The sequence below is a fragment of the Hominenteromicrobium sp. genome (assembly GCF_046974225.1).
Lineage (GTDB): Bacteria > Bacillota > Clostridia > Oscillospirales > Acutalibacteraceae > Hominenteromicrobium > Hominenteromicrobium mulieris.
Map to the genome: position 1 here is coordinate 91,385 of NZ_JBKWAE010000007.1, position 21,710 is coordinate 113,094.

The following is a 21,710-nucleotide window of genomic DNA, read 5'->3' on the forward strand; positions in this document are numbered from 1 at the left end:
GGAAAGGATCGCATATATGGAGTTTAACGTTTTTGAATCAATAAAGATCGGCCTTGCATCGCCCGAGCAGATTCGCTCCTGGTCGTACGGTGAGGTCACGAAGCCCGAGACCATCAACTACCGTACATTGAAGCCGGAGCGCGACGGCCTTTACTGCGAGCGCATTTTCGGACCGACAAAGGACTGGGAGTGCCATTGCGGCAAGTATAAGCGCATCCGCTTTAAGGGTAAGGTCTGCGAGCGCTGCGGCGTTGAAGTGACGCGCAGCAAGGTTCGCCGTGAGCGCATGGGTCACATTGAGCTTGCAGCGCCGGTTTCGCACATCTGGTACTTTAAGGGCATCCCGTCCCGCATGGGTCTGATTCTTGACCTTTCCCCGCGCGTACTGGAAAAGGTTCTGTATTTCGCACTTTACATCGTTACGGATCCGGGTTCCGTTCGTGAGCTCTCTAAGATGCAGACGCTCACCGAAAAGGAATACCGCGACATGCGTGAAAAATATGAGGACGACTTCGAGGCGTCCATGGGCGCTGAAGCTGTGAAGAAGCTGCTCGAGGATATCGACTGCGAAAAGCTCAGCGAAGAGCTCAAAAAAGACCTCGAAACCGCGCAGGGACAGAAGCGCGTGCACATTCTCAAGCGTCTTGAGGTTGTGGAATCCTTCCGTATCTCCGGCAACCGCCCGGAGTGGATGATCCTCGATGCCGTGCCGGTTATCCCGCCGGATATCCGTCCGCTCGTACAGTTGGACGGCGGCCGCTTTGCAACGAGTGACCTGAACGACCTGTACAGACGAGTTATCAACAGAAACAACCGTCTGAAGAGACTCATCGAGCTCGGCGCGCCGGACATCATCGTGCGCAACGAGAAGCGTATGCTGCAGGAAGCCGTCGATGCCCTCATCGACAACGGCCGCCGCGGCAGACCGGTCACCGGCCCGAATAACCGCCCGCTCAAGTCCCTTTCCGATATGCTGAAGGGCAAGCAGGGCCGCTTCCGTCAGAACTTGCTCGGTAAGCGTGTTGACTATTCCGGCCGTTCCGTTATCGTTGTTGGCCCGGAGCTGAAAATGTACCAGTGCGGCCTGCCGAAGGAAATGGCACTGGAGCTCTTTAAACCGTTTGTTATGAAGCGCCTTGTCGAGACCGGTGCCGCCGGCAACATCAAGGCTGCAAGAAAGGCCGTAGAGCGCGCGAAGAGCGAGGTTTGGGACGCACTGGAGATTGTCATCAAGAACCATCCGGTCATGCTGAACCGTGCACCTACGCTGCACCGTCTGGGCATTCAGGCGTTTGAGCCGGTCCTCGTTGAGGGCCGCGCCATTAAGCTGCATCCGCTCGTCTGCACCGCGTTCAACGCGGACTTCGACGGCGACCAGATGGCTGTGCATGTGCCGCTTTCCGCAGAAGCACAGGCAGAGGCACGCTTCCTCATGCTGGCTGCAAACAACCTCTTAAAGCCTTCCGACGGCAGCCCTGTTGCGGTCCCGTCGCAGGATATGGTTCTCGGTTCTTATTACCTTACGCTCGATAAGGACGGAGAGACCGGTGAAGGCAAGGTATTCCGCAACATGGACGAAGCGTTCATGGCGTATGACGCAAAATATATCACGCTGCACTCCAAGATCAAGGTCAGAAGAACCGTGGAGTACAACGGCCAGACATATACGGGTCTTGTCGATACGACGATGGGCCGCATGATCTTCAACCGCCCGATCCCGCAGGATCTCGGCTTTGTTGACCGCACCGACCCGGAGAACATCCTCAAGTTTGAGGTCGATTTCCTCGTCGGTAAGAAGCAGCTCGGCAAGATCATCGACAAGTGCATCAAAAAGCACGGCACGGCAATCACGAGCGAAATGCTCGATGCCATTAAGGCACAGGGCTACAAGTATTCCACCATCGGCGCAATCACCGTTGCTGTCTGCGATGCGACTATTCCGCCGCAGAAGCAGGAGATTCTTGCAAAGGCAGAGGCAGAGATCAGCGAGATTACCGCAGATTTCCGCGACGGCTTCCTCTCCGACGGCGAGCGTTACAGCGCGGTTCTGAAGACTTGGGAAAAGGCGACGAACGACGTTACGAAAGCCCTGCAGGACGGCCTTGACCGTTACAACCCGATCTTCATGATGGCAGACTCCGGCGCCCGTGGTTCTATGAACCAGATCCGTCAGCTGGCCGGCATGCGCGGTCTGATCGCGAATACGTCCGGTAAGACGATCGAAATTCCGATCAAGGCGAACTACCGTGAAGGCCTGAACATTTTGGAATACTTCATTTCCTCCCGTGGTGCTCGTAAGGGCCTTGCCGATACGGCTCTGAGAACGGCTGACTCCGGTTATCTGACCAGACGTCTGGTTGACGTTTCTCAGGATGTTATCGTTCGTCAGGATGACTGCGGTACGACCGAGGGTCTGGAAGTGTTCGAAATCAAATCCGGTAACGAGTCCATTGAGCCGCTTAAGGAGCGTATTGTGGGCCGCTACCTGCTTGACGATTACTGTGACGAGAATGGCAACGTGCTCGTCTCTAAGGATAAGATGATTGGCGACGCCGAAGCTGACCTCATCATCAGCCGCGGCACGACGCACATCAAGATCCGCTCTATTTTGAACTGCCGCACCCGTCACGGCGTGTGCAAGAAGTGCTACGGTTCCTCCCTTGCAAACGGCCAGCCGATCACGGTCGGCGAGGCGGTTGGTATCATCGCCGCACAGTCCATCGGCGAGCCGGGTACCCAGCTGACGATGCGTACGTTCCATACCGGCGGTGTTGCATCCGCAGAAGATATCACGCAGGGTCTTCCGCGTGTCAGTGAGCTGTTTGAAAGCCGCAAGCCGAAGCATCTCGCAATCATCGCAGAGATCGGCGGTACGATCGGCTTTGAAGAGGTCAAGAAGAACCGCCACATTGTCGTTCGCGGCGATGGCGACCAGCGCAGCTACCTCATCCCGTTCGGCGCACGCCTCAGCGTAAAAGAGGGCGATGTGGTTGAAAAGGGCACCCGCTTGACCGAAGGCTCCGTCAACCCGCACGACGTGCTCGCCATCAGCGGCCCGGAGGCGGTGCAGGATTACCTCATTGAGGAAGTGCAGCGCACCTACCGTATGCAGGGTGTTGATATCAACGATAAGCACATCGAAGTTATCGTTCGTCAGATGATGCGCAAGGTGCGCATTGAAGACGCGGGCGACACGCCGCTGCTCGTCGGCGCGCTCGTCGATAAGAACGACACGCTTCTTGAAAACGAGAAGATCGCCGCAAGAATTGCAAACGGCGAAACCGGCCTGCGCGAGGCGACATTCACGCCGACGCTGCTCGGTATCACGAAGGCATCTCTGGCGACCGAGTCCTTCCTTTCCGCTGCTTCCTTCCAGGAGACCACACGCGTGCTGACCGACGCCGCCATCAAGGGCAAGGTAGACCCGCTGCTTGGCCTGAAGGAGAACGTCATCATCGGTAAGCTGATTCCGGCCGGCACCGGCATGGACTGCTACACCAATGTCGAAATTGCGCCGACGGCGCCGAGCAGCTCTTTAAGCCAGGAGGCCGTAGCCGCTTTGAACAGCTTTGAGGAAAAAACTTCCGCACAGAATGCAGAAGAGGGCTTGACAAACGAATAATGAGCGGTGTATAATGTCAAATGGTGTGTTGTGGGCATGGAATCTGAGAATTTCTGCCAGAACCGCCTTTGAAACCGCATAAAACAGACCTGTCCGCGCGATTTTTGTACGGACAGGATACTGTTTTGTATAGGCGCATGTTCTGCGGGCAATATAAACCCGCATGACATATATAGAAATTGTGTAAGGAGGTGCAATATGCCCACATTTAACCAGTTGATTCACACAGGTCGCGCAGTTTCCGAGAAGAAGGCAAAGGCGCCGGCACTGCTGAAGGGTTGGAACTCCAAGAAGAGAATTGCTATCGATCAGGATTCTCCCCAGAAGCGCGGTGTCTGCACTGCTGTTAAGACTGCTACCCCGAAGAAGCCGAACTCCGCACTTCGTAAGATTGCCAGAGTCCGTCTTTCCAACGGTATCGAAGTCTCCGCTTACATCCCGGGTGTTGGTCACAACCTGCAGGAGCATAGCGTTGTTATGATCCGTGGCGGTCGTGTTAAGGACCTTCCTGGTGTACGTTACCACATCATCCGCGGCACGCTTGACGCGCAGGGTGTTGCAAAGCGTATGCAGGCTCGTTCCAAGTACGGCGCTAAGAGACCGAAGGCCGGCGCTGCAAAGAAGTAATTTCTTTAAAGAGCCAAATTTAATCGTTACACAATGAACTTTTGACCGGAAAAGCGAAATTCGCTTTAAGGGTATTTATAATAGATAAGCTACTGATTATCGTGCGTAAATACCTTTTCTTAGCCGGCGGGAGCTTGTGCTTTCGAGTACCGATGAATTCATACTATTATGTGAAGGAGGGAAGACTATGCCAAGAAGAGGCAATGTAGCAAAACGCGATGTTTTGCCGGATCCTATGTATAATTCCAAACTGGTCACACGCCTGATTAACAACATCATGTATGATGGTAAGAAGGGCGTAGCTCAGAAGATCGTTTACGAAGCATTCGAGATCGTCGAAGAGAAGACGGGCAAGAACGCTCTGGAGGTTTTCGAGCAGGCTATGGAGAACGTAATGCCGAGCCTGGAGGTTAAGGCACGCCGTGTTGGCGGTGCGAACTATCAGGTTCCGATCGAGGTTCGTCCGGAGAGACGTCAGACCCTGGGTCTGCGCTGGATGGCGAGCTATTCCAGACTTCGTTCTGAAAAGACGATGAAGGAGAGACTGGCCGGAGAGATCCTTGACGCTCTGAACGGCGCCGGCGGCGCTGCTAAGAAGCGTGACGATACGCATAAGATGGCAGAAGCCAACAAGGCTTTCGCACATTACAGATGGTAATTTACCTGTAAACGTATTAAGGAGGATTATATGGCCCGTCAGGTACCACTTGAATTTACAAGAAATATCGGCATCATGGCGCACATCGATGCCGGTAAAACAACAACGACCGAGCGTATCCTTTATTACACAGGCGTCAACTACAAGATCGGCGAGACCCACGACGGTTCCGCTACGATGGACTGGATGGCACAGGAGCAGGAGAGAGGTATCACGATCACTTCCGCTGCTACGACGTGCTTCTGGCCGGACAGAAACGGTCACCAGAACCGTATCAACATCATCGACACCCCGGGCCACGTTGACTTCACCGTTGAAGTTGAGCGTTCCCTGCGTGTTCTCGATGGTTCCGTAACGGTTTTCTGCGCAAAGGGCGGCGTTGAGCCGCAGTCTGAGACCGTTTGGCGTCAGGCTGAGGAATACAAGGTTCCGCGTATGGCGTATGTCAACAAGATGGACATTATGGGCGCTGATTTCTACCGCGTTGTCAACATGATGCGCGAGAGACTGAAGTGCAACGCTGTACCGATCCAGCTGCCGATCGGCTCTGAAGATACCTTCAAGGGCCTCATCGACCTCGTGGAAATGAAGGCTTATGTCTACTATGATGATCTCGGCAAGGATATCCGTTGCGAAGAGATCCCGGAAGACATGAAAGAGCTCGCAGAGAAGTATCACACCGAGATGATCGAGCATGTCGCCGAGCAGGACGACGCACTCATGGAGAAGTATCTCATGGGTGAAGAGCTCACGATCGATGAGATCAAGACCTGCATCCGCAAGTCCACCATCAACAACACGATGGTTCCGGTTACCTGCGGTACTTCCTATAAGAACAAGGGTGTTCAGAAGCTTCTGGACGCGATTGTTGATTACATGCCGGCCCCGACGGATGTTCCGTCTATTAAGGGTGTAAACCCGGAAACCGAAGAAGAGGACGTTCGTCACTCTTCCGATACGGAGCCGTTCTCTGCTCTTGCATTTAAGATTGCTACGGACCCGTTCGTCGGTAAGCTGTGCTTCTTCCGTGTGTACTCCGGTACGCTTACGGCTGGTTCCACCGTTTACAACTCCACAAAGGATAACACCGAGCGTATCGGTCGTATTGTTCAGATGCACGCAAACCACAGACAGGATCTGGAAATGGTTTACGCAGGCGACATCGCTGCTGCAGTCGGTCTGAAGAACACCACCACCGGTGATACTCTTTGCGACGAAAAGCACCCGATCATCCTTGAGTCCATGGAATTCCCGGAGCCGGTTATCCGTGTTGCGATTGAGCCGAAGACCAAGGCCGGTCAGGAAAAGATGGGCATTGCACTTGCAAAGCTCGCAGAAGAAGACCCGACCTTCAAGGCATATACCGATGAAGAAACCGGCCAGACCATCATCGCCGGCATGGGTGAGCTCCATCTGGAGATCATCGTTGACCGTCTGATGCGTGAGTTTAAGGTTGAGGCTAATGTCGGTAAGCCGCAGGTTGCTTACAAAGAGACGATCCGCAAGAATGCGGATTCCGATATGAAGTACGCTCGTCAGTCCGGCGGTAAGGGCCAGTACGGTCACGTTAAGATCCGTATTGAGCCGAACCCGGGTAAGGGCTACGAGTTCGTCAACGCAGTTGTCGGCGGTACGGTTCCGAAGGAATATATCCCGGCTGTTGACCAGGGTATCCAGGGCGCAATGCTCTCCGGTGTGCTTGCTGGTTACAACGTTGTTGACGTGAAGGTCACGCTGTACGATGGTTCTTATCATGAAGTTGACTCCTCTGAAATGGCCTTTAAGATCGCCGGTTCCATGGCATTTAAGGATGCTATGCGCAAGGCTGATCCGGTCATCATGGAGCCGATCATGAAGGTTGTTGTTACCGTTCCGGAGGAATACCTCGGCAACGTTATCGGTGACCTCAACTCCCGTCGCGGCATCATGCAGAATCAGGAGGCTACTCCGGGCGCTATGCAGATCACCAGCGAAGTTCCGCTGTCTGAGATGTTCGGCTACGCAACGGATATGCGTTCCAAGACCCAGGGCCGTGGTCAGTACACCATGGAGCCCTCTCACTACGCTGAAGTTCCGAAGTCTGTTTCTGAAACGATCATCGCTTCCAGAAAAAAGGCTGAATAAAGCGAAATACTACTTGATTTTTTTGCGGTTTGTTGCTACAATGGTAATAAACTCAAAAGGTTATTTTACTGAATAAAAGGAGGCAATTCCAATGGCAAAGGCTAAGTTCGAAAGAAATAAGCCCCATGTAAACATCGGTACAATCGGTCACGTTGACCATGGTAAGACTACTCTTACTGCTGCTATCACGAAGGTTCTCGCTCTGAAGGGCCAGGCACAGTTCGAGGATTACTCCATGATCGATAAGGCTCCGGAAGAGAGAGAGCGTGGTATCACGATCAACACCGCTCACGTTGAGTATGAGACGGACAAGCGTCACTACGCTCACGTTGACTGCCCGGGCCATGCTGACTATGTTAAGAACATGATCACCGGTGCTGCACAGATGGACGGCGCTATCCTCGTCGTTTCCGCTGCTGACGGCCCGATGCCGCAGACCCGTGAGCACATCCTCCTCTCCCGTCAGGTTGGTGTTCCGTACATTGTTGTATTCATGAACAAGTGCGACCAGGTTGACGACGAAGAGCTCCTCGAGCTTGTTGAGATGGAGATCCGTGACCTGCTGAACGAGTATGAGTTCCCGGGCGATGACACCCCGATCATCAAGGGTTCCGCTTACCTCGCACTCACCAGCGAGTCCAAGGACGTCAACGCTCCTGAGTACAAGTGCATCCTCGACCTGATGGATGCTGTTGACGACTACATCCCGACCCCGGAACGTAAGGCTGACCAGCCGTTCCTGATGCCGGTTGAGGACGTCTTCACCATCACCGGCCGTGGTACTGTTGCTACCGGTAGAGTTGAGCGTGGCATTCTGAAGATGTCTGACGAAGTCGAAATCATCGGTCTCACCGACGAGAGAAGAAAGTCCGTTGTTACGGGCATCGAAATGTTCCGCAAGCTCCTCGACTTTGCTGAGGCTGGCGATAACATCGGCGTTCTGCTCCGTGGTATCCAGAGAACCGACATCGAGCGCGGCCAGGTTCTGTCCAAGCCGGGCACGATTCACCCGCACACCAAGTTCAAGGGTCAGGTTTACGTTCTGACCAAGGACGAAGGCGGCCGTCATACCCCGTTCTTCAACAACTATCGTCCGCAGTTCTATTTCCGTACCACCGACGTTACGGGCGTTATCTCTCTGCCGGAAGGCACCGAGATGTGCATGCCTGGCGATAACGTTGTCATGGACGTTGAGCTGATCACCCCGATCGCTATCGAAGAGGGTCTTCGCTTCGCTATCCGTGAAGGCGGCAGAACTGTTGGTTCCGGCGTTGTTACGGGTATCAACGAGTAATTTTTGCTCAAACTAAAATCTCATCATTTTCTTCGGGGCGAGGTGTGATTCCTCACCGGCGGTAAATGCCTTTGGCATAAGCCCGCGACCGCAGTTTTGCGCTGATCCGGTGTGATTCCGGAGCCGACGGTATAGTCCGGATGATAGAAGAAACGTGAATCAAAAGGATTTCGGCACCCCGCGAGTTTTCGTGGGGTGCTTTTTTGATTCTTACCCCCGTTTCTGTATTGACATAGTATAAGTTGGGAATGCGCATGGCTTATGCGGCATTCTAAAGGCGGTGCTGCGCGGATTTGTGCTTTCCCATAAAGGGAAAATACAAGCGCGAGTGAATTTCCTTGCGCTGCCTGATATTCATACAGAAAGGTTCTGACATTTATGACCGTAAATACTGCAAAAACTTCCAATGTGAATATTCGTAAAATTGCAATGACCGGCGTACTGGCGGCGATTGCGACCGTTTTGATGTTTTTACACTTCCAGCTGCCGTTTATGCCGAGCTTTATTTCGCTCGACTTTTCCGAGCTGCCGGCACTGATCGCGGCGTTTACGCTTGGGCCGGTGAGCGGCGTTGTCGTTTGCTTTGTGAAAAACCTTGTGCTGCTTTCGCAGACCATCACCGGCGGTGTGGGTGAGCTTTCGAACTTCATTATCGGTTCTGCGTTTGTGGTGCCGGCGGGGCTGATTTACCGCCACCACCGCAATTACGGCGGCGCGATTGTGGGCTCTGTTGTTGGCGCGCTTTTGATGGCGGTGCTGGGATTCTTCTCGAATCTGTTCATCATTTACCCAATCTACACGAATGTGATGCCGATGGAGGCCATTATGGGCATGTATCAGGCAATCAATCCGTCCGTGCAGGAGTTGTGGCAGGCGCTTTTGATCTTTAACTTGCCGTTTACGTTCTGCAAGGGGCTCATCAGTGCGGTTATCACGATTCTGGTATATAAAAAGCTGGAGCCGGTCATCAACGGCAAAGTCGTATGATATGCCGGAATTTGTCGGTATAAAACCAGGATTTTCTGCGGTTTTTTCCCTTGCTATTTGCGAAAAACTGTGTTATACTTTTTTACAGTCAAAAATGAATATGCCCTTATCAAGAGTGACGGAGGGAACAGGCCCTTTGATGTCCGGCAACCTGCATTTTGCAAGGTGCTAATTCCTGCGGCATGGCAATGCCGAAAGATGAGGATTTTGAACCGCTCATCTTTTGAGCGGTTCTTTTTTTCCGAAAATTCCTTGTAGGGGCTGTGAGTGAAAAGAGTAAAGGAGCAAAACATGAACGACAAACATCTTTTTACATCTGAATCCGTGACCGAAGGCCACCCGGACAAGGTTTGCGACCAGATTTCCGATGCAATTCTCGACGACATCATGGCGAAAGACCCGACCGCGCATGTAGCTTGCGAAGTGACGGCGACGACCGGTATGGTGCACGTGATGGGCGAGATTTCCACCGAGTGCTATGTGGACATCGATGCGATTGCGCGTAAAGTCATCAAAGAGATCGGTTACGATTCTCCGGATGCGGGCTTCAACGGTGCGACCTGTGCGGTGCTGACCTCCATCGACATGCAGTCCCCGGACATTGCAATGGGCGTGAACGAATCCCTTGAGACGAAAAACGGCGCCGCTGACCAGGACGACCTCATTGGCGCGGGCGACCAAGGCATGATGTTCGGCTATGCCTGCGATGAGACCCCGGAGCTGATGCCGCTGACCATCTCTTTGGCGCATAAGCTTGCAAAGCAGCTGACAAAAGTCCGCAAGGACGGCACGCTTGACTACCTCCGCCCGGACGGCAAGACGCAGGTGACGGCGGAATACGACGGCGACACGGTGAAGCGCATCGACACCATCGTTATTTCCACACAGCATAGCGAGGCTGTCTCTTTGGAGCAGATTCGCAAGGATATGATCGAATATGTTGTGAAGCCGATTGTTCCGGCGGAGCTCATCGATGAGAACACGAAGTATTATGTAAACCCGACCGGTCGTTTTGTCATCGGCGGCCCGGTAGGTGACAGCGGTCTGACCGGCAGAAAGATCATCGTCGATACGTACGGCGGCGTAGGCCGTCACGGCGGCGGTGCATTCTCCGGCAAGGACCCGACGAAGGTTGACCGTTCCGCTGCATACGCGGCACGTTATGTTGCAAAGAACATTGTAGCTGCGGGCTTTGCAAAGAAGTGCGAGGTGCAGCTTGCATACGCCATCGGTGTTGCACACCCGGTTTCCGTTATGGTCGATACGTTCGGCACCGGCACGGTGGAGGATTCCAAGCTTGCCGAGGCTGTGCAGAAGGTCTTTGACCTGCGCCCGAACGCGATCATCCGCAACCTCGACCTGCGCCGCCCGATTTACCGTCAGCTCGCCGCTTACGGCCACATGGGCCGTGAGGAACTCGGCGTGCAGTGGGAGAAGACCGACAAGGTTGAGGCTCTGAAGGCTGCCGTGCTTTAATTTGCGCAAAACAGAATAAGAACCGAATGCACCTTCGCGTCATAGACTGGCGCGGAGGTGTTTTTTATGGAGCCTATCGGGATTGCTTTGGTGTGCGCGTTTACGCTGTGTATCTTTTTATTTGCTGTGCGGAGCGTTTGCCTGCGCGTGACACGTTCAAAAATGCTGGAGGATGCGCTGCCGTTTACGGTGTATGCGACGATTCGCCGCGCGGACGACGCAGAGTATATTGTGCGCAGCGTTTTGGAACGCGTGAAGTGGCTGGATTTATACGGCATGTGCCGCATTGTGTGCCTGAATCCGACAAACGACCCGGAGATCGACGCGATTATCCGCAGACTTGTGCAAAAATACCCGTTTGCGGAGATTGGGGCTTTTCAAACACGAAAGAATGTTCTATAATAGAAGCGTAGAAATTATAAGTAATGAAGGCAGTAATGTTTCAGTGAAATATTCGGCTTTGCCGAATGTGAAATAATACTTACGTATTGTGAAATTTTTCGCTTGCGCGAAAAGTGAAATAAAACAAACCCCAAAGGATTTGTTTTGATGATAAATCAAGGAGGCGCAACCGATGCCGCAGGAAAACGGGCTGCTGGAAATGGAAGGCAGCGTGGAAAATATCGTCTACCACAACGACAGCAACCAGTACACGGTGTTGGAGGTCGATTGCGGCGAAGAGCTCATCACGGTGGTGGGGACGTTCCCGTATGTGAGTGTGGGGGAGCGGCTGCACCTGTATGGCACGTGGACATCGCACGCGACGTTCGGGCAGCAGTTCCGCGCGCAGGCGTTTGAGCGCTCCCGTCCGGCGGACACGGCGGCGATGCTGAAATACCTTTCGAGCGGCGCGGTGAAGGGCATCGGCGGCGCGCTGGCGGGGCGAATTATAGAAGCGTTCGGCGATGAATCCATTAAGGTGATTGAGGAAGATCCGGCGCGGCTTGCAACCGTGAAGGGCATCACGCTGAAAAAGGCGAAAGAAATCTCCGAGGAGATGCAGCGCGTGAACGGCATCCGCGATTTGATGGCATTCCTCGGCAGCTTTGGCGTGCGCCCGGAGGACACCGTGAAGGTGTGGAAGGTGTACGGGCAGGACTCTGTGGCGTGCATTCAGGAAGACCCGTACCGGCTGTGCAGCGATAAGATCGGCATTTCGTTTGCGGTGGCGGATCAGCTGGCGGAGTCGCTGGAGTATGACCGCGACAACAAGGAGCGCGTGAAGGCGGGCGTGCTGTATGTGCTGCGGCACAATTTGAATAACGGGCACACGTGCCTGCCGGCGGATAAACTGTGCGCGGCGGCCGCGAAGCTTTTGGGCGTGCCGCCGGAGAGTGCGCAGGAGGCTTTACTTGAGCTATGCCAGACGTTTGAGGCGGTGAACGAGAATTTTAACGGGCGTGACTTCGTGTTTTTGCCGAAGCAGCACCGCAGCGAGGTGTACTGCGCCGACCGCATCCATATGATGCTGCGCTACCCGCCGGAATCCATTACAGGCATTGACCGGGAGATTGCGGAAATCGAGCGCACAGAAGGCATCGAGTACGCTGAATTGCAGAAGGATGCGATCCGCGCGGCGCTGGAAAAGGGTCTTTTGATTTTGACGGGTGGCCCGGGCACAGGCAAAACGACGACGCTGAACGCGATTATCCGCATTTTGATGGAAAAAGGCGAGACGGTATTTCTGGCGGCGCCGACGGGGCGCGCGGCGAAGCGCATGTCCGAGCTGACGGGCGTGGAGGCGAAGACCATTCACCGCATGTTACAGGTGGACTGGGACGACAACGATGACCCGGTGTTCCAGAGAAACGAGCGTAATCCGCTGGAGTGTGACGCAGTGGTCATCGATGAGCTTTCCATGGTGGACGCGTATGTGTTTGAAAGCGTTCTGCGCGCGCTGCCCATCGGCTGCCGTTTGATCTTGGTCGGCGACAGCGACCAGCTGCCGAGCGTGGGGCCGGGCAATGTCATCGGAGATCTCATTGCGTCGAAGGTATTCCCAACAGTGCAACTGAAGGAGATTTTCCGTCAGTCGATGGAGAGTCTCATTGTGATGAACGCGCACAAGATTGTAGAGGGCGAGATGCCGGAGCTTTCCGTGCGCAGCAACGATTTCTTTTTTATGCCGCGCGAGGATGCGCGCTCCGTTTCGGAGACGGTGCAGTCGCTTGTGGTGACGCGCTTGCCGAAAAGCTACGGGTATTCGCCGGTGACGGACATTCAGGTATTATGCCCGGGACGCAAGGGCGAGCTTGGCACGGTGGAGCTGAACCGTAAGCTGCGCGAGCAGATTAACCCGCCCGCGAAAAACAAGCCGCAGGTGACGGTGAACGGCACGGTTTTCCGCGAGGGCGACAAGGTGATGCAGATCAAGAATGACTACAACCTGCCGTGGAGCCGCGAAGACGGCACGGTGGGCGAAGGCGTATATAACGGCGACATGGGCATCATCATCGATGTGGACAAAGATGCCGGGTGCCTGCGTGTGGAAATCGACGACAAAGAGGTGCTGTATGATTTTGAGCACGCGGCAGCAGAACTGGAGCTCGCCTACGCCGTGACGGTACATAAGAGCCAGGGCAACGAGTTTACGGCGGTGGTGATGCCGATGTTCCCGGGCGCACCGCAGCTGAGCTACCGAAATTTGCTGTATACGGGCATTACACGTGCGAAAAAGCTGCTGATTTTGGTTGGCAAGCGCAGTGTAGTCGCCGATATGGTGGCGAACGATAAAAAGACGCGGCGTTTTTCCGGCTTGCAGCACTTTTTGCTCGAAAAGCCGGAGGAAGACGGGCCGGAGCAGAATGAGGAAGCGGAAGCATGAGCGTTTTAGAGAAGATTCTCACGTTCTTTTACCCGAAGCGATGCCTTTTGTGCGGGCGTGCGGGAGCGGTGAACGAGGACGAGTTGTGCGCGGACTGCGCGAAGCTGCAGCCGGATATTCACGTGCGGTTTTTCGCGTTGCATGCAGGAAGACGGGATTACACACTGGAATGCCGTGCGCCGCAGCGGTACAAGGAGCCGTTTCGGTCATCCTTGTGGCGGTTCAAGTTCAAAAACGAGACGAACCTTGCGAAACCGCTTGCAAAGTTAATGCTGCCGGCGATCGATAAAAACCGGGTTTGGGACTGTATTGTGCCGGTGCCCATTAGCCGGGAGAGGCTGAAACAGCGCGGGTACGATCAATCGGTGCTGCTTGCAAAAGAGGTATCGAAGTTGACGGGTATTCCGTGCCGCACGGATATTTTGGAGAAGACGAAGCACAACCGCACGCAGCACAATTTGAGCGCCAAGGAACGTGAAGCGAATGTGCGTGGGGCGTACCGCGCAGAGGGTGCGGCGCGGCTGCGCATTCTGCTTTTGGACGATATCGTGACGACCGGCGCGACGGCCGTGGAATGCGCAAAGGTGTTGTACCGAAACGGGGCGGACTATGTGGGCTGTGTTTCGTGCGCGACGGTCGATTAGACCTTGCAAAACGGGAAAAAGTCATGTAAAATAAAGGACAGTATAACGCGAGAGGATGGTACCATGGCCGGTACGGATATTGCGATCGATTTGGGTTCGGCAAATTTCAGATTATATGTAGACGGCAAGGGTGTTGTGGTGGATGAACCGAACGTCATCGCCGTAGATGAAGACTCTAACCGTGTGGTGGCCGTGGGCCGCCGCGCGTATAAAATGCTTGGCAGAACGAGCGATCGCGTGCGCGTGGTCAAGCCCGTGACGGGCGGTGTGATTTCCGATTTGACGCTGATGGACGCGACGCTGCAGCACTACCTGAAAAAGGTGACGAACAGCCGCGTTTTCATGCCGCGCGCCGTTGTGGCGGTACCGAGCGGTATTACGGAAGTGGAGCGCCGTGCGGTGGTGGACGCTGTGGCGGCGAACGGCATTCGCAAGGTGTGCTTGATCGAAGCGCCGGTGGCGGCGGCGATCGGTGCGGGGCTGGATATTTCCCGCCCGCACGGCAGCATGGTCGTCACGCTCGGCGAGGGTGTGAGCGACATCGGCGTGCTTTCGATGAATCGCCTTTCTGCAAGCGGCAGCATTGCCGTGGGCGGCGCGGTGTTCAACGAGGATATTATCAAATACGCGCGCAGAAAGTTTGACCTGATTATCGGCGAGCAGACGGCAGAGGCGGCAAAGTGCGCCGTGGGCTGCGCGTTCCCGCTGAAGGACATTGAAAAATACGAGCTGCGCGGCAGAGACGAGCGCAACGGCCTGCCTGCAAAGGTGGAAGTGACCTCCGACGAGATTGGCGAAGCCATGCTGGAATCTGTTGTGAAGGTTGTGCACAAAATTCAGAGTGTGCTGGAGGAGACGCCGCCGGAGCTGACGGCAGACATCGGCAATGCGGGCATTGTGCTGACAGGCGGCGGCGCGAAGCTGCGTGGGTTGGATACGCTTATCTCGAAGCAGACGAAAATGCGCGTGCGCATTGCGGAAGAGCCGGAGGACTGCGTGATTCTCGGCGCAGGACGCGCGGTGCAGTGGATAGACAGCGTGAAGATGGACGCGGGCAAGGAAAACGGCAATGTGCCGCTGACCGCGTATTATTAAGGAGCGGCGTATGGAAAAACGGGTGCCGAAAGGCCGCAAAATGTGGACGGTGCAGATCGACGAAAACGGCGGTGTGCATATTCCGAAAGAGGCCTTGGCGCTTATCGGGCTGAAGGCCGGGGAAAGCGCCGTGCTGACGGGAGACAAACGCCGCGGGTTGGTGCTTGTGGCCGAAAGCCGCGCGGAATCGGTGCAGGAAGCCTTTTTGAAAAATGAAGAATAAGCTTGGCGCAGAGGAATTCTCTGCGCTTATTTTTTACGGAAATTTGCGTGCCGGTCTTGCGTGCGGCGGGCTGCGGCGCTGCCGTCTCGGGGGAAAGTGAAGCTGCGCAAGAAGAGCGGGCATTGGGAATATAGGTAAAAGCAGAGTAAATGAAGATAAAGCCGGATTATGGAACGCGGCTTTTGTTCTGTGAAAAACGGCGGGGTGAAAGCTTCCGAATAAAAAATCAAAATAGGGGTTGACAAATGTATACGAGTTTAGTATACTATTAGCAAGTTAGTTTATACTAACTTTAAGGATAACACATAGCGGTGAGAATCCGCTTTATTTAAAGCAAAAGAGTTAGCGAAAGCTAACTTAAATCAAATGCAAAGCCCGGTTTTGCGGGCGGCCTGTGAAACGCTTTTGCAGGCAGAAAGGATAGAATATGAGCGTAGTGATCGTTGGCGGCAATGAACGCATGGTATGTCAGTACATGGACATCTGCAAGAACCATGGCTGCAAAGCAAAGGTGTATGTGAAGGAGAACGGCTCCTTGAAAAAGAAGCTCGGCACGCCGGACTACCTTTTGCTTTTCACCAGCACGGTCTCGCACAAAATGATGCTGAGCGCTTCCAAGGAAGCGAAAAGAAATAACATTCCGATCGCGTATGTGCCGAGCAGCAGTGCCTCGGCGCTGCACAGTGTACTGGCAGATTGCTGTGCGGCTGTGCGCGGAGAGTGTGCTTTCAATGCTTGAGAAATACTTGATCGAGCATTGTGCGCCGACGCTGGCGTCGCTTAAAACGGCGAGTTTATTTTCCTACCACGCGGCGCAGGACCCGGAGGACGATGTAAAGCATTTGAATCGCATATTCCGCGATAAAGGGGTGGAGCTGCTGATCTTAAAGCGCGAAGAAAATGCGATGCTCATTTATGTGTGCCGCCGCACGCAGCTTGCAAAAGACCTGGAGCGCCCCGGCGCAAAAGAGCTTTTAGAACGCTACGGCTACACCGACACGAGCGTGGACGGCGCGATAGAGCGGCTGCGCATGCGGCTTGCAAGCGGAGACGGGTTCCCGCATGAGATTGGGCTTTTCCTCGGCTACCCGGTGGAGGACGTGCTTGGGTTCATTGAAAACGCCGGGCAAAACTGCAAGTGCTGCGGATGTTGGAAGGTGTACTGCAACGAATGCGAGGCAGTGCGCACATTTGCGCGGTATAAGAAGTGCCGGGACATCTACAAGCGTTTGTGGCAGGAAGGCAGAAGTGTTTTGCAGCTTACCGTAGCTGCCTGACATATAAAGAAATTTTTGAAAAGAGGTTACAAAAAATGCGTAAAACAGCAGTTGTTTATTGGAGTGGCACAGGCAACACCCAGATGATGGCGGAAAAGGTTGCAGAAGGCGTTCGCGCAGCGGGCGCAGAAGCAGATGTATATAACTGCACAGAGTTCTCCGCAGACTTGATGGATAACTATGAGGCTGTGGCGTTCGGCTGCCCGTCCATGGGCTCCGAGCAGCTGGAGGATACGGAGTTTGAGCCGGTGTTTACCGAGTGCGAAGCAAAGCTTTCCGGCAAGGTGATCGGGCTGTTCGGCTCTTACGGCTGGGGCGACGGCGAATGGATGCGCAACTGGGAAGAGACCTGCCTTGGCGACGGCGCGGTCTTCGCAGGCGAGAGCGTCATCTGCAACGAAGCACCGGACGACGAAGCAGACGCAGCGTGCATTGCGCTTGGCAAGAAGCTCGCAGGTGAATAATTTATAGAGTATAACGTGTAATACCACACATTTGCGCATAACAGGATAGAAAAAACCGACGGCATGAGGGAACTTGTGCCGTCGGTTTTCTTATACAAAAGGAGCCGCTCTCGGAAACGGGAACGACTCCTTTGCTGTTTATGATTACATGGACGTCGGAACAGTGATGTTGAACATGGTGAGGACGTTGCGAATGACCGTTGCGGTGGCGCGGCAGAGGGTGAGACGCGCCTGCATGAGGCTTTCTTCCTCGCCCTTTACACGGCAGGCATTGTAGAACTTGTGGAACTTTGTTGCAAGCTCGATAACATAGCGCGTGATGCGTACCGGGTCGTAGTCCTTTGCGGCGCCGATGATTTCATCGGTGTAAGACGCGATGTGCTGGATGAGCTCAAGCTCCTCCGGCGCGGTGAGCAGTGCAAGCTCCTCTGCGGTGCAGTCGCGCGGGGTGACGCCCTCGGCTTCCAGTGCGCGCAGGATGCTGCAAATACGCGCGTGGGCGTACTGGACGTAGTACACGGGGTTCTGTGAATCCTGCTGCACGGCGAGGTCGAGGTCGAAGTCGAGCAGGGAGTTCGCTTCACGCATGTTAAAGAGGAATCTTGCGGAATCGACCGGGACTTCATCAAGCAGGTCACCAAGCTGGATGGCCTTACCGGTACGCTTGCTCATGCGCACGGGCTGGCCGTCACGCATCAAACGGACGAACTGCATGAGGATGATGTCGAGCTTATCGGCGCTCTGACCGATGGCGTCCATCGCGCCCTTCATGCGGGCGACGTGGCCATGGTGGTCGCTGCCCCAGATGTCGATGAGCAGGTCGAAGCCGCGGTCGAACTTATTCTTGTGGTAGGCGATGTCTGCCGTAAAGTAGGTTGGGTTGCCGTTGGCGCGGACGAGCACTTCGTCCTTTTCGCCGCCGAACTCGGTTGCCTTGTACCAGACAGCGCCGTCTTTTTCGTAAGTGAGGCCGCGGTCACGCAGGTAATCGACGACGGCCATGACTTCGCCGTCCTTGTGCAGGTCGCTTTCGAGGAACCAGCGGTCGTAATGGACGCGGTATTTTTCCATATCGGCCTTCATTTTCGCGATGTTTTTCGGCAGGCCGAAACCGACGAGTGCCTTGCGGCGCTCTTCTTCGGTGACGTGCATCAGCTCGTCGCCGTGCTCTTTGGCATACTCTTTGGCGAGGTCAAGAATGTCTTCGCCGTGGTAGCTGTCCTCCGGGAGCTCCGGCGGATTTTCCGCGAAGAGCTGCTGGTAGCGAATGGAGAGGGAGAGACCGAATTTGTCGAGCTGATTGCCGGCGTCATTGACGTAAAACTCACGCCAAACGTCGTAGCCTGCGGCATCCAGAACGGAGGCGAGGCAATCGCCGAGCGCGCCGCCGCGGGCGTTGCCCATGTGCATGGGACCCGTGGGGTTGGCGGAAACGAACTCGACCATGACCTTGCGGTGGTTGCCGTAGTCGCTTCTGCCGTATGCGCTGTCTTTTGTGAGCACTTCGGTCAGCACATCGCTGTAAAACGCGGAGCCGAGGAAGAAGTTCATGAAGCCGGGGCCGGCGGTCTCGGCCTTAACGAAGTAGGTGCCGTTGAGGTCGAGATTTTCCATGATAGCCGCGGCGATCTTCGGGGGCGCCATGCGGAATGCACGCGCGGAAGCCATGGCGGCGTTCGTTGCGAAATCACCGTGAGAGCGGTCTGCCGGGCGTTCTACGGTGAAAGCGGGCAGCTCTGCTTCGGGCAGCATGCCCGCAGTCATCGCTTTTTTCATCGCCGCTTCAATGACGGCAGAAACCTGTTCTTTTGCAATGCTTACTGCTTTAGACATAGGGGATGTTCCTTTCGGTTTATTTATTGAATAGATCACGCTTGCGCAGGCGAACGCAGATTTCGTTGCTGGAGGAAAGCTGGGTATCGATGTCGAGCGTATAGCGGATGCACAGCTCACCGCCCGCAGCGGAAAGGTCATGCTTTAACGTCTGTGTATATACGCCGAGGGAGAGCACGCCTGCGCCGGTATCATAAAGGCATTTGTGGCGCTTGCCTTTTTCCAGCACCAGACGGGTGGGCGTGCCGGGGGTCAGCATGGTGACGGTATCCTCATTTTCGATTTTGAGCACTTTGAGCTGACCGTTATACGGCGCTTCATCGGCATATTCCGTGTAGGAGATATACTTTGCGCCGCCGCGCTCGGTGTAATCGCCGAGCGTATCCACCTGAATTTCATCGGTCTGTGCGTCAATCGTTTGGCGACCGATGATGGTGATTTCGTAATCTTCGCGCATAATCACTCAGTACCTTTCAATATCTATACATTCCACGCAGCTTTCAACGCTTTGCCCGAGGAAGAGCTCGGCGACTTTATAAAAGCTTTCGGTGTCGTCGCTGACAAAATACTGCTGTGTGCCGTCGGTTTTGCCGTCGCACAGCAGACCGTTTTCCTCCAGCACGGTGCGGCAGCTTTTGGCGGCTTCGCGGCCGGAACTGATGAGTGTGACGTTTTCGCCCATGACGCGGCGGATGGTCTCGCTGATGATGGGGTAATGCGTGCAGCCCAGAATGAGTGTATCTACGCCGGCTTCACGGATGGGCGTTAAGTAGCGCTCGGCCGTCAGGCGCGGGATAGGGTCATCCGGCGAGACGAACGCGTTTTCTACGAGCGGCACGAATAAGGGGCACGCCTGCTCGAACACTTCGGTTTTCGGCGCGAGACGCTCGATCTCCTTGCGGTAGGAGCCGGAAGCGATGGTGGCGGCGGTGCCGATGATGCCGATCTTGCCGTTTTTCGTTTGCTCCACCGCGGCGCGCGCCGTGGGGCGCAGCACATCAAAATAGGGGACGGGCAGCGCATCGCCGATGTCACGGGCAACGGAGCTGACCGTACCACAGGCGGCCAACACGGCTTTTACGTCGTGCCGGATGAGAAAATTCATATCTTGCTTTGCGTATTTGCGGATGATCTCGCGCCCGCGCGAGCCGTAGGGCACGCGGCCGGTATCGCCGAAGTAGAGGATATTCTCGTTCGGCAGGGTGCGAATCAGCTCCCGCATGGCGGTGAGGCCGCCGAGGCCGGAATCAAATACGCCGATGGGTCTGTTATCCATAAATTGCGCCTCGCGTTAGTCTTCACGCGTGAAAGCGCAGTCGATGAGCTTTTCAAGCAGCTCGCTGTACGGGGTACCGGCGTTTTCCCAGAGCTTCGGGTACATGCTGATGGACGTGAAGCCGGGCAGCGTGTTGATCTCGTTTAAAATGACCTTATGCTCCTTTTCGGTGACGAAGAAATCCACGCGGGAAAGGCCGTCGCAGCCGAGCAGGTTGTAGGCACGAACAGCCGTCTTGCGCACTTCCTCCGCAACGTCTTCGGGCAGACGCGCCGGGATGAAGAGCTGTGCGACGCCGTTCTTATATTTGTCGTCATAATCGTAGAATTCTGCACCCGCACCGATCTCGCCGACCGGGGAAGCGACGCTTTTGCCGCGGTTTCCGAGCACGGCGCACTCGACCTCCTGCCCGACGATGCCTTCTTCAACGACGACCTTCGTATCGTTTTCGGCGGCAAGGCGGATGGCGGCATCGAGCTTTTCGGGAGCCGTCACCTTGCTGACACCGACGGAGGAGCCTGCATTTGCCGGCTTTACAAACACCGGGAAATTGAGGCGTGCGGCGATTTTGTTGCGGATCTTCTCGCCGTCTGCGAAATAGCGGTCGGCGTAGAACCACAGGTAGTGCGCCTGCTCGATGTTCGCGGCGGAAAGCAGCGTGTGGGTGACGGCTTTATCCATGCACACAGCGGAAGCCAGTGTGCCGCAGCCGACATACGGGATGCCGCTGAGCTTAAAGAGACCCTGAATGGTGCCGTCTTCGCCGTTTTTGCCGTGCAGCACGGGGAAGAGGACATCGACCTTCAAAACGGTATAGCTGCCGTCTGCGTTCAGAACGACAAGGCCGTTCGTCGCTTTATCGGGAGAGATGAACGCGGGGCGCGCGGTTTCGCTGTTCATCCACGTGTTGTTTTCAATGTTTTCCACAGCACCCGAATAGAGCAGCCAGCGACCGTCTTTTGTGATGCCGAGGGTGAGAATGTCAAATTTCTCTGTATCGAGATTTCGGATGATCGAAGCGGAGGACATCAGCGAAACTTCATATTCCGAAGACGCGCCGCCGAAGATCACGCAAACTGTTTTTTTCATGATAAAGGGCTCCTTCCCGCGCAGAAAATCACTGCGCAAACACTTTTTTGAGTGTTCAAAAAGAATTTTCAAAAGAATAAAAGAACAATATACCAGTAGTTTTACTCTTTTGCCGTATAAAATATGCGAATACACGAAACGGATCGCGCACACGCGTCGCCGTTCGGGCGATATCGGTTTAGTATACCATATCTTCC

At 54.9% G+C, this 21,710-nt stretch carries 19 protein-coding genes and 2 riboswitches; of the genes, 15 read left to right on the forward strand and 4 right to left on the reverse strand.

The genetic code is table 11. The features are described from left to right. Window positions 1-16: 16 nt before the first annotated feature. The 15 genes from rpoC (at window position 17) to ACLTX1_RS07245 (ending at window position 17,315) form a co-directional block, all read left to right on the forward strand. Window positions 17-3,622 carry a DNA-directed RNA polymerase subunit beta' gene (gene rpoC / locus ACLTX1_RS07175; protein ID WP_343284237.1) on the forward strand — a complete coding sequence of 1,202 codons (3,606 nt, stop codon included), beginning with the start codon at window positions 17-19 and terminating at the stop codon, window positions 3,620-3,622. A gap of 198 nt (window positions 3,623-3,820) precedes the next feature. Beyond that, window positions 3,821-4,249: a 30S ribosomal protein S12 gene (rpsL, locus tag ACLTX1_RS07180; protein WP_176821228.1), complete on the forward strand. Its 429-nt coding sequence runs from the start codon at window positions 3,821-3,823 to the stop codon at window positions 4,247-4,249. A 187-nt stretch (window positions 4,250-4,436) separates the two neighbouring features. After that, window positions 4,437-4,907, forward strand: a complete 471-nt coding sequence (gene rpsG, locus ACLTX1_RS07185) for a 30S ribosomal protein S7 (RefSeq protein ID WP_176821229.1) — start codon at window positions 4,437-4,439, stop codon at window positions 4,905-4,907. A gap of 30 nt (window positions 4,908-4,937) precedes the next feature. Beyond that, entirely contained in the window at window positions 4,938-7,031 is a 2,094-nt protein-coding gene (gene fusA, locus ACLTX1_RS07190; RefSeq protein ID WP_176821230.1) for an elongation factor G, read from the forward strand. Window positions 7,032-7,122: 91 nt separating this feature from the next. Beyond that, a complete protein-coding gene (gene tuf, locus ACLTX1_RS07195) occupies window positions 7,123-8,325 on the forward strand; it encodes an elongation factor Tu (RefSeq protein ID WP_176821231.1) in 1,203 nt (400 codons plus the stop codon). 24 nt (window positions 8,326-8,349) lie between these two features. Continuing rightward, window positions 8,350-8,481: riboswitch (FMN riboswitch) on the forward strand. Between the two features lie 222 nt (window positions 8,482-8,703). Further along, on the forward strand, window positions 8,704-9,312 hold the full coding sequence (locus ACLTX1_RS07200) for an ECF transporter S component (protein ID WP_412330687.1): 609 nt from the start codon (window positions 8,704-8,706) through the stop codon (window positions 9,310-9,312). A 103-nt stretch (window positions 9,313-9,415) separates the two neighbouring features. Then, window positions 9,416-9,517, forward strand: a riboswitch (SAM riboswitch). A gap of 86 nt (window positions 9,518-9,603) precedes the next feature. Then, window positions 9,604-10,788, forward strand: a complete 1,185-nt coding sequence (gene metK / locus ACLTX1_RS07205; protein WP_412330688.1) for a methionine adenosyltransferase — start codon at window positions 9,604-9,606, stop codon at window positions 10,786-10,788. Window positions 10,789-10,854: 66 nt separating this feature from the next. Beyond that, a complete protein-coding gene (locus ACLTX1_RS07210) occupies window positions 10,855-11,190 on the forward strand; it encodes a hypothetical protein (RefSeq protein ID WP_176821234.1) in 336 nt (111 codons plus the stop codon). Between the two features lie 172 nt (window positions 11,191-11,362). After that, on the forward strand, window positions 11,363-13,612 hold the full coding sequence (locus ACLTX1_RS07215; RefSeq protein WP_395506470.1) for an ATP-dependent RecD-like DNA helicase: 2,250 nt from the start codon (window positions 11,363-11,365) through the stop codon (window positions 13,610-13,612). After that, on the forward strand, window positions 13,609-14,256 hold the full coding sequence (locus ACLTX1_RS07220; protein WP_412330689.1) for a ComF family protein: 648 nt from the start codon (window positions 13,609-13,611) through the stop codon (window positions 14,254-14,256). Before ACLTX1_RS07215 ends, ACLTX1_RS07220 begins: the two co-directional genes overlap by 4 nt. 63 nt (window positions 14,257-14,319) lie before the next feature. Further along, a complete protein-coding gene (locus ACLTX1_RS07225) occupies window positions 14,320-15,351 on the forward strand; it encodes a rod shape-determining protein (protein WP_412330690.1) in 1,032 nt (343 codons plus the stop codon). Between the two features lie 10 nt (window positions 15,352-15,361). After that, window positions 15,362-15,574 carry a hypothetical protein gene (locus ACLTX1_RS07230; protein ID WP_316518759.1) on the forward strand — a complete coding sequence of 71 codons (213 nt, stop codon included), beginning with the start codon at window positions 15,362-15,364 and terminating at the stop codon, window positions 15,572-15,574. Window positions 15,575-16,001: 427 nt separating this feature from the next. Then, window positions 16,002-16,313 (forward strand): DUF2325 domain-containing protein, encoded by a 312-nt coding sequence (locus ACLTX1_RS07235; RefSeq protein ID WP_316518760.1) that lies wholly within the window; start codon window positions 16,002-16,004, stop codon window positions 16,311-16,313. Further along, on the forward strand, window positions 16,306-16,851 hold the full coding sequence (locus ACLTX1_RS07240; RefSeq protein WP_308448150.1) for a DUF3793 family protein: 546 nt from the start codon (window positions 16,306-16,308) through the stop codon (window positions 16,849-16,851). The genes ACLTX1_RS07235 and ACLTX1_RS07240 overlap by 8 nt, the downstream gene beginning before the upstream one ends. A 35-nt stretch (window positions 16,852-16,886) precedes the next feature. After that, the gene (locus ACLTX1_RS07245; RefSeq protein ID WP_308448151.1) at window positions 16,887-17,315 is read left to right on the forward strand and encodes a flavodoxin; all 429 of its coding nucleotides are present in this window, start codon (window positions 16,887-16,889) and stop codon (window positions 17,313-17,315) included. Window positions 17,316-17,459: 144 nt separating this feature from the next. Here ACLTX1_RS07245 and argS read toward each other — a convergent pair whose 3' ends face one another. The 4 genes from argS to ACLTX1_RS07265 are packed head-to-tail and all read right to left on the reverse strand — an operon-like array spanning window position 17,460 to window position 21,513. Beyond that, a complete protein-coding gene (argS, locus tag ACLTX1_RS07250) occupies window positions 17,460-19,148 on the reverse strand; it encodes an arginine--tRNA ligase (RefSeq protein ID WP_308448152.1) in 1,689 nt (562 codons plus the stop codon). A gap of 19 nt (window positions 19,149-19,167) precedes the next feature. Further along, window positions 19,168-19,605, reverse strand: a complete 438-nt coding sequence (locus ACLTX1_RS07255) for a DUF1934 domain-containing protein (protein WP_176821243.1) — start codon at window positions 19,603-19,605, stop codon at window positions 19,168-19,170. A 6-nt stretch (window positions 19,606-19,611) separates the two neighbouring features. Further along, entirely contained in the window at window positions 19,612-20,424 is an 813-nt protein-coding gene (gene murI / locus ACLTX1_RS07260) for a glutamate racemase (RefSeq protein ID WP_316686039.1), read from the reverse strand. A gap of 15 nt (window positions 20,425-20,439) precedes the next feature. Continuing rightward, on the reverse strand, window positions 20,440-21,513 hold the full coding sequence (locus ACLTX1_RS07265) for a D-alanine--D-alanine ligase family protein (RefSeq protein ID WP_316686042.1): 1,074 nt from the start codon (window positions 21,511-21,513) through the stop codon (window positions 20,440-20,442). Between the last annotated feature and the right edge of the window lie 197 nt (window positions 21,514-21,710).

Coding starts and splice junctions, on each gene's coding strand:
- rpoC (WP_343284237.1), top strand. CDS start 17: ATGGAGTTTAACGTTTTTGAATCAATAAAGATCGGCCTTGCATCGCCC.
- rpsL (WP_176821228.1), top strand. CDS start 3,821: ATGCCCACATTTAACCAGTTGATTCACACAGGTCGCGCAGTTTCCGAG.
- rpsG (WP_176821229.1), top strand. CDS start 4,437: ATGCCAAGAAGAGGCAATGTAGCAAAACGCGATGTTTTGCCGGATCCT.
- fusA (WP_176821230.1), top strand. CDS start 4,938: ATGGCCCGTCAGGTACCACTTGAATTTACAAGAAATATCGGCATCATG.
- tuf (WP_176821231.1), top strand. CDS start 7,123: ATGGCAAAGGCTAAGTTCGAAAGAAATAAGCCCCATGTAAACATCGGT.
- ACLTX1_RS07200 (WP_412330687.1), top strand. CDS start 8,704: ATGACCGTAAATACTGCAAAAACTTCCAATGTGAATATTCGTAAAATT.
- metK (WP_412330688.1), top strand. CDS start 9,604: ATGAACGACAAACATCTTTTTACATCTGAATCCGTGACCGAAGGCCAC.
- ACLTX1_RS07210 (WP_176821234.1), top strand. CDS start 10,855: ATGGAGCCTATCGGGATTGCTTTGGTGTGCGCGTTTACGCTGTGTATC.
- ACLTX1_RS07215 (WP_395506470.1), top strand. CDS start 11,363: ATGCCGCAGGAAAACGGGCTGCTGGAAATGGAAGGCAGCGTGGAAAAT.
- ACLTX1_RS07220 (WP_412330689.1), top strand. CDS start 13,609: ATGAGCGTTTTAGAGAAGATTCTCACGTTCTTTTACCCGAAGCGATGC.
- ACLTX1_RS07225 (WP_412330690.1), top strand. CDS start 14,320: ATGGCCGGTACGGATATTGCGATCGATTTGGGTTCGGCAAATTTCAGA.
- ACLTX1_RS07230 (WP_316518759.1), top strand. CDS start 15,362: ATGGAAAAACGGGTGCCGAAAGGCCGCAAAATGTGGACGGTGCAGATC.
- ACLTX1_RS07235 (WP_316518760.1), top strand. CDS start 16,002: ATGAGCGTAGTGATCGTTGGCGGCAATGAACGCATGGTATGTCAGTAC.
- ACLTX1_RS07240 (WP_308448150.1), top strand. CDS start 16,306: ATGCTTGAGAAATACTTGATCGAGCATTGTGCGCCGACGCTGGCGTCG.
- ACLTX1_RS07245 (WP_308448151.1), top strand. CDS start 16,887: ATGCGTAAAACAGCAGTTGTTTATTGGAGTGGCACAGGCAACACCCAG.
- argS (WP_308448152.1), bottom strand. CDS start 19,148: ATGTCTAAAGCAGTAAGCATTGCAAAAGAACAGGTTTCTGCCGTCATT.
- ACLTX1_RS07255 (WP_176821243.1), bottom strand. CDS start 19,605: ATGCGCGAAGATTACGAAATCACCATCATCGGTCGCCAAACGATTGAC.
- murI (WP_316686039.1), bottom strand. CDS start 20,424: ATGGATAACAGACCCATCGGCGTATTTGATTCCGGCCTCGGCGGCCTC.
- ACLTX1_RS07265 (WP_316686042.1), bottom strand. CDS start 21,513: ATGAAAAAAACAGTTTGCGTGATCTTCGGCGGCGCGTCTTCGGAATAT.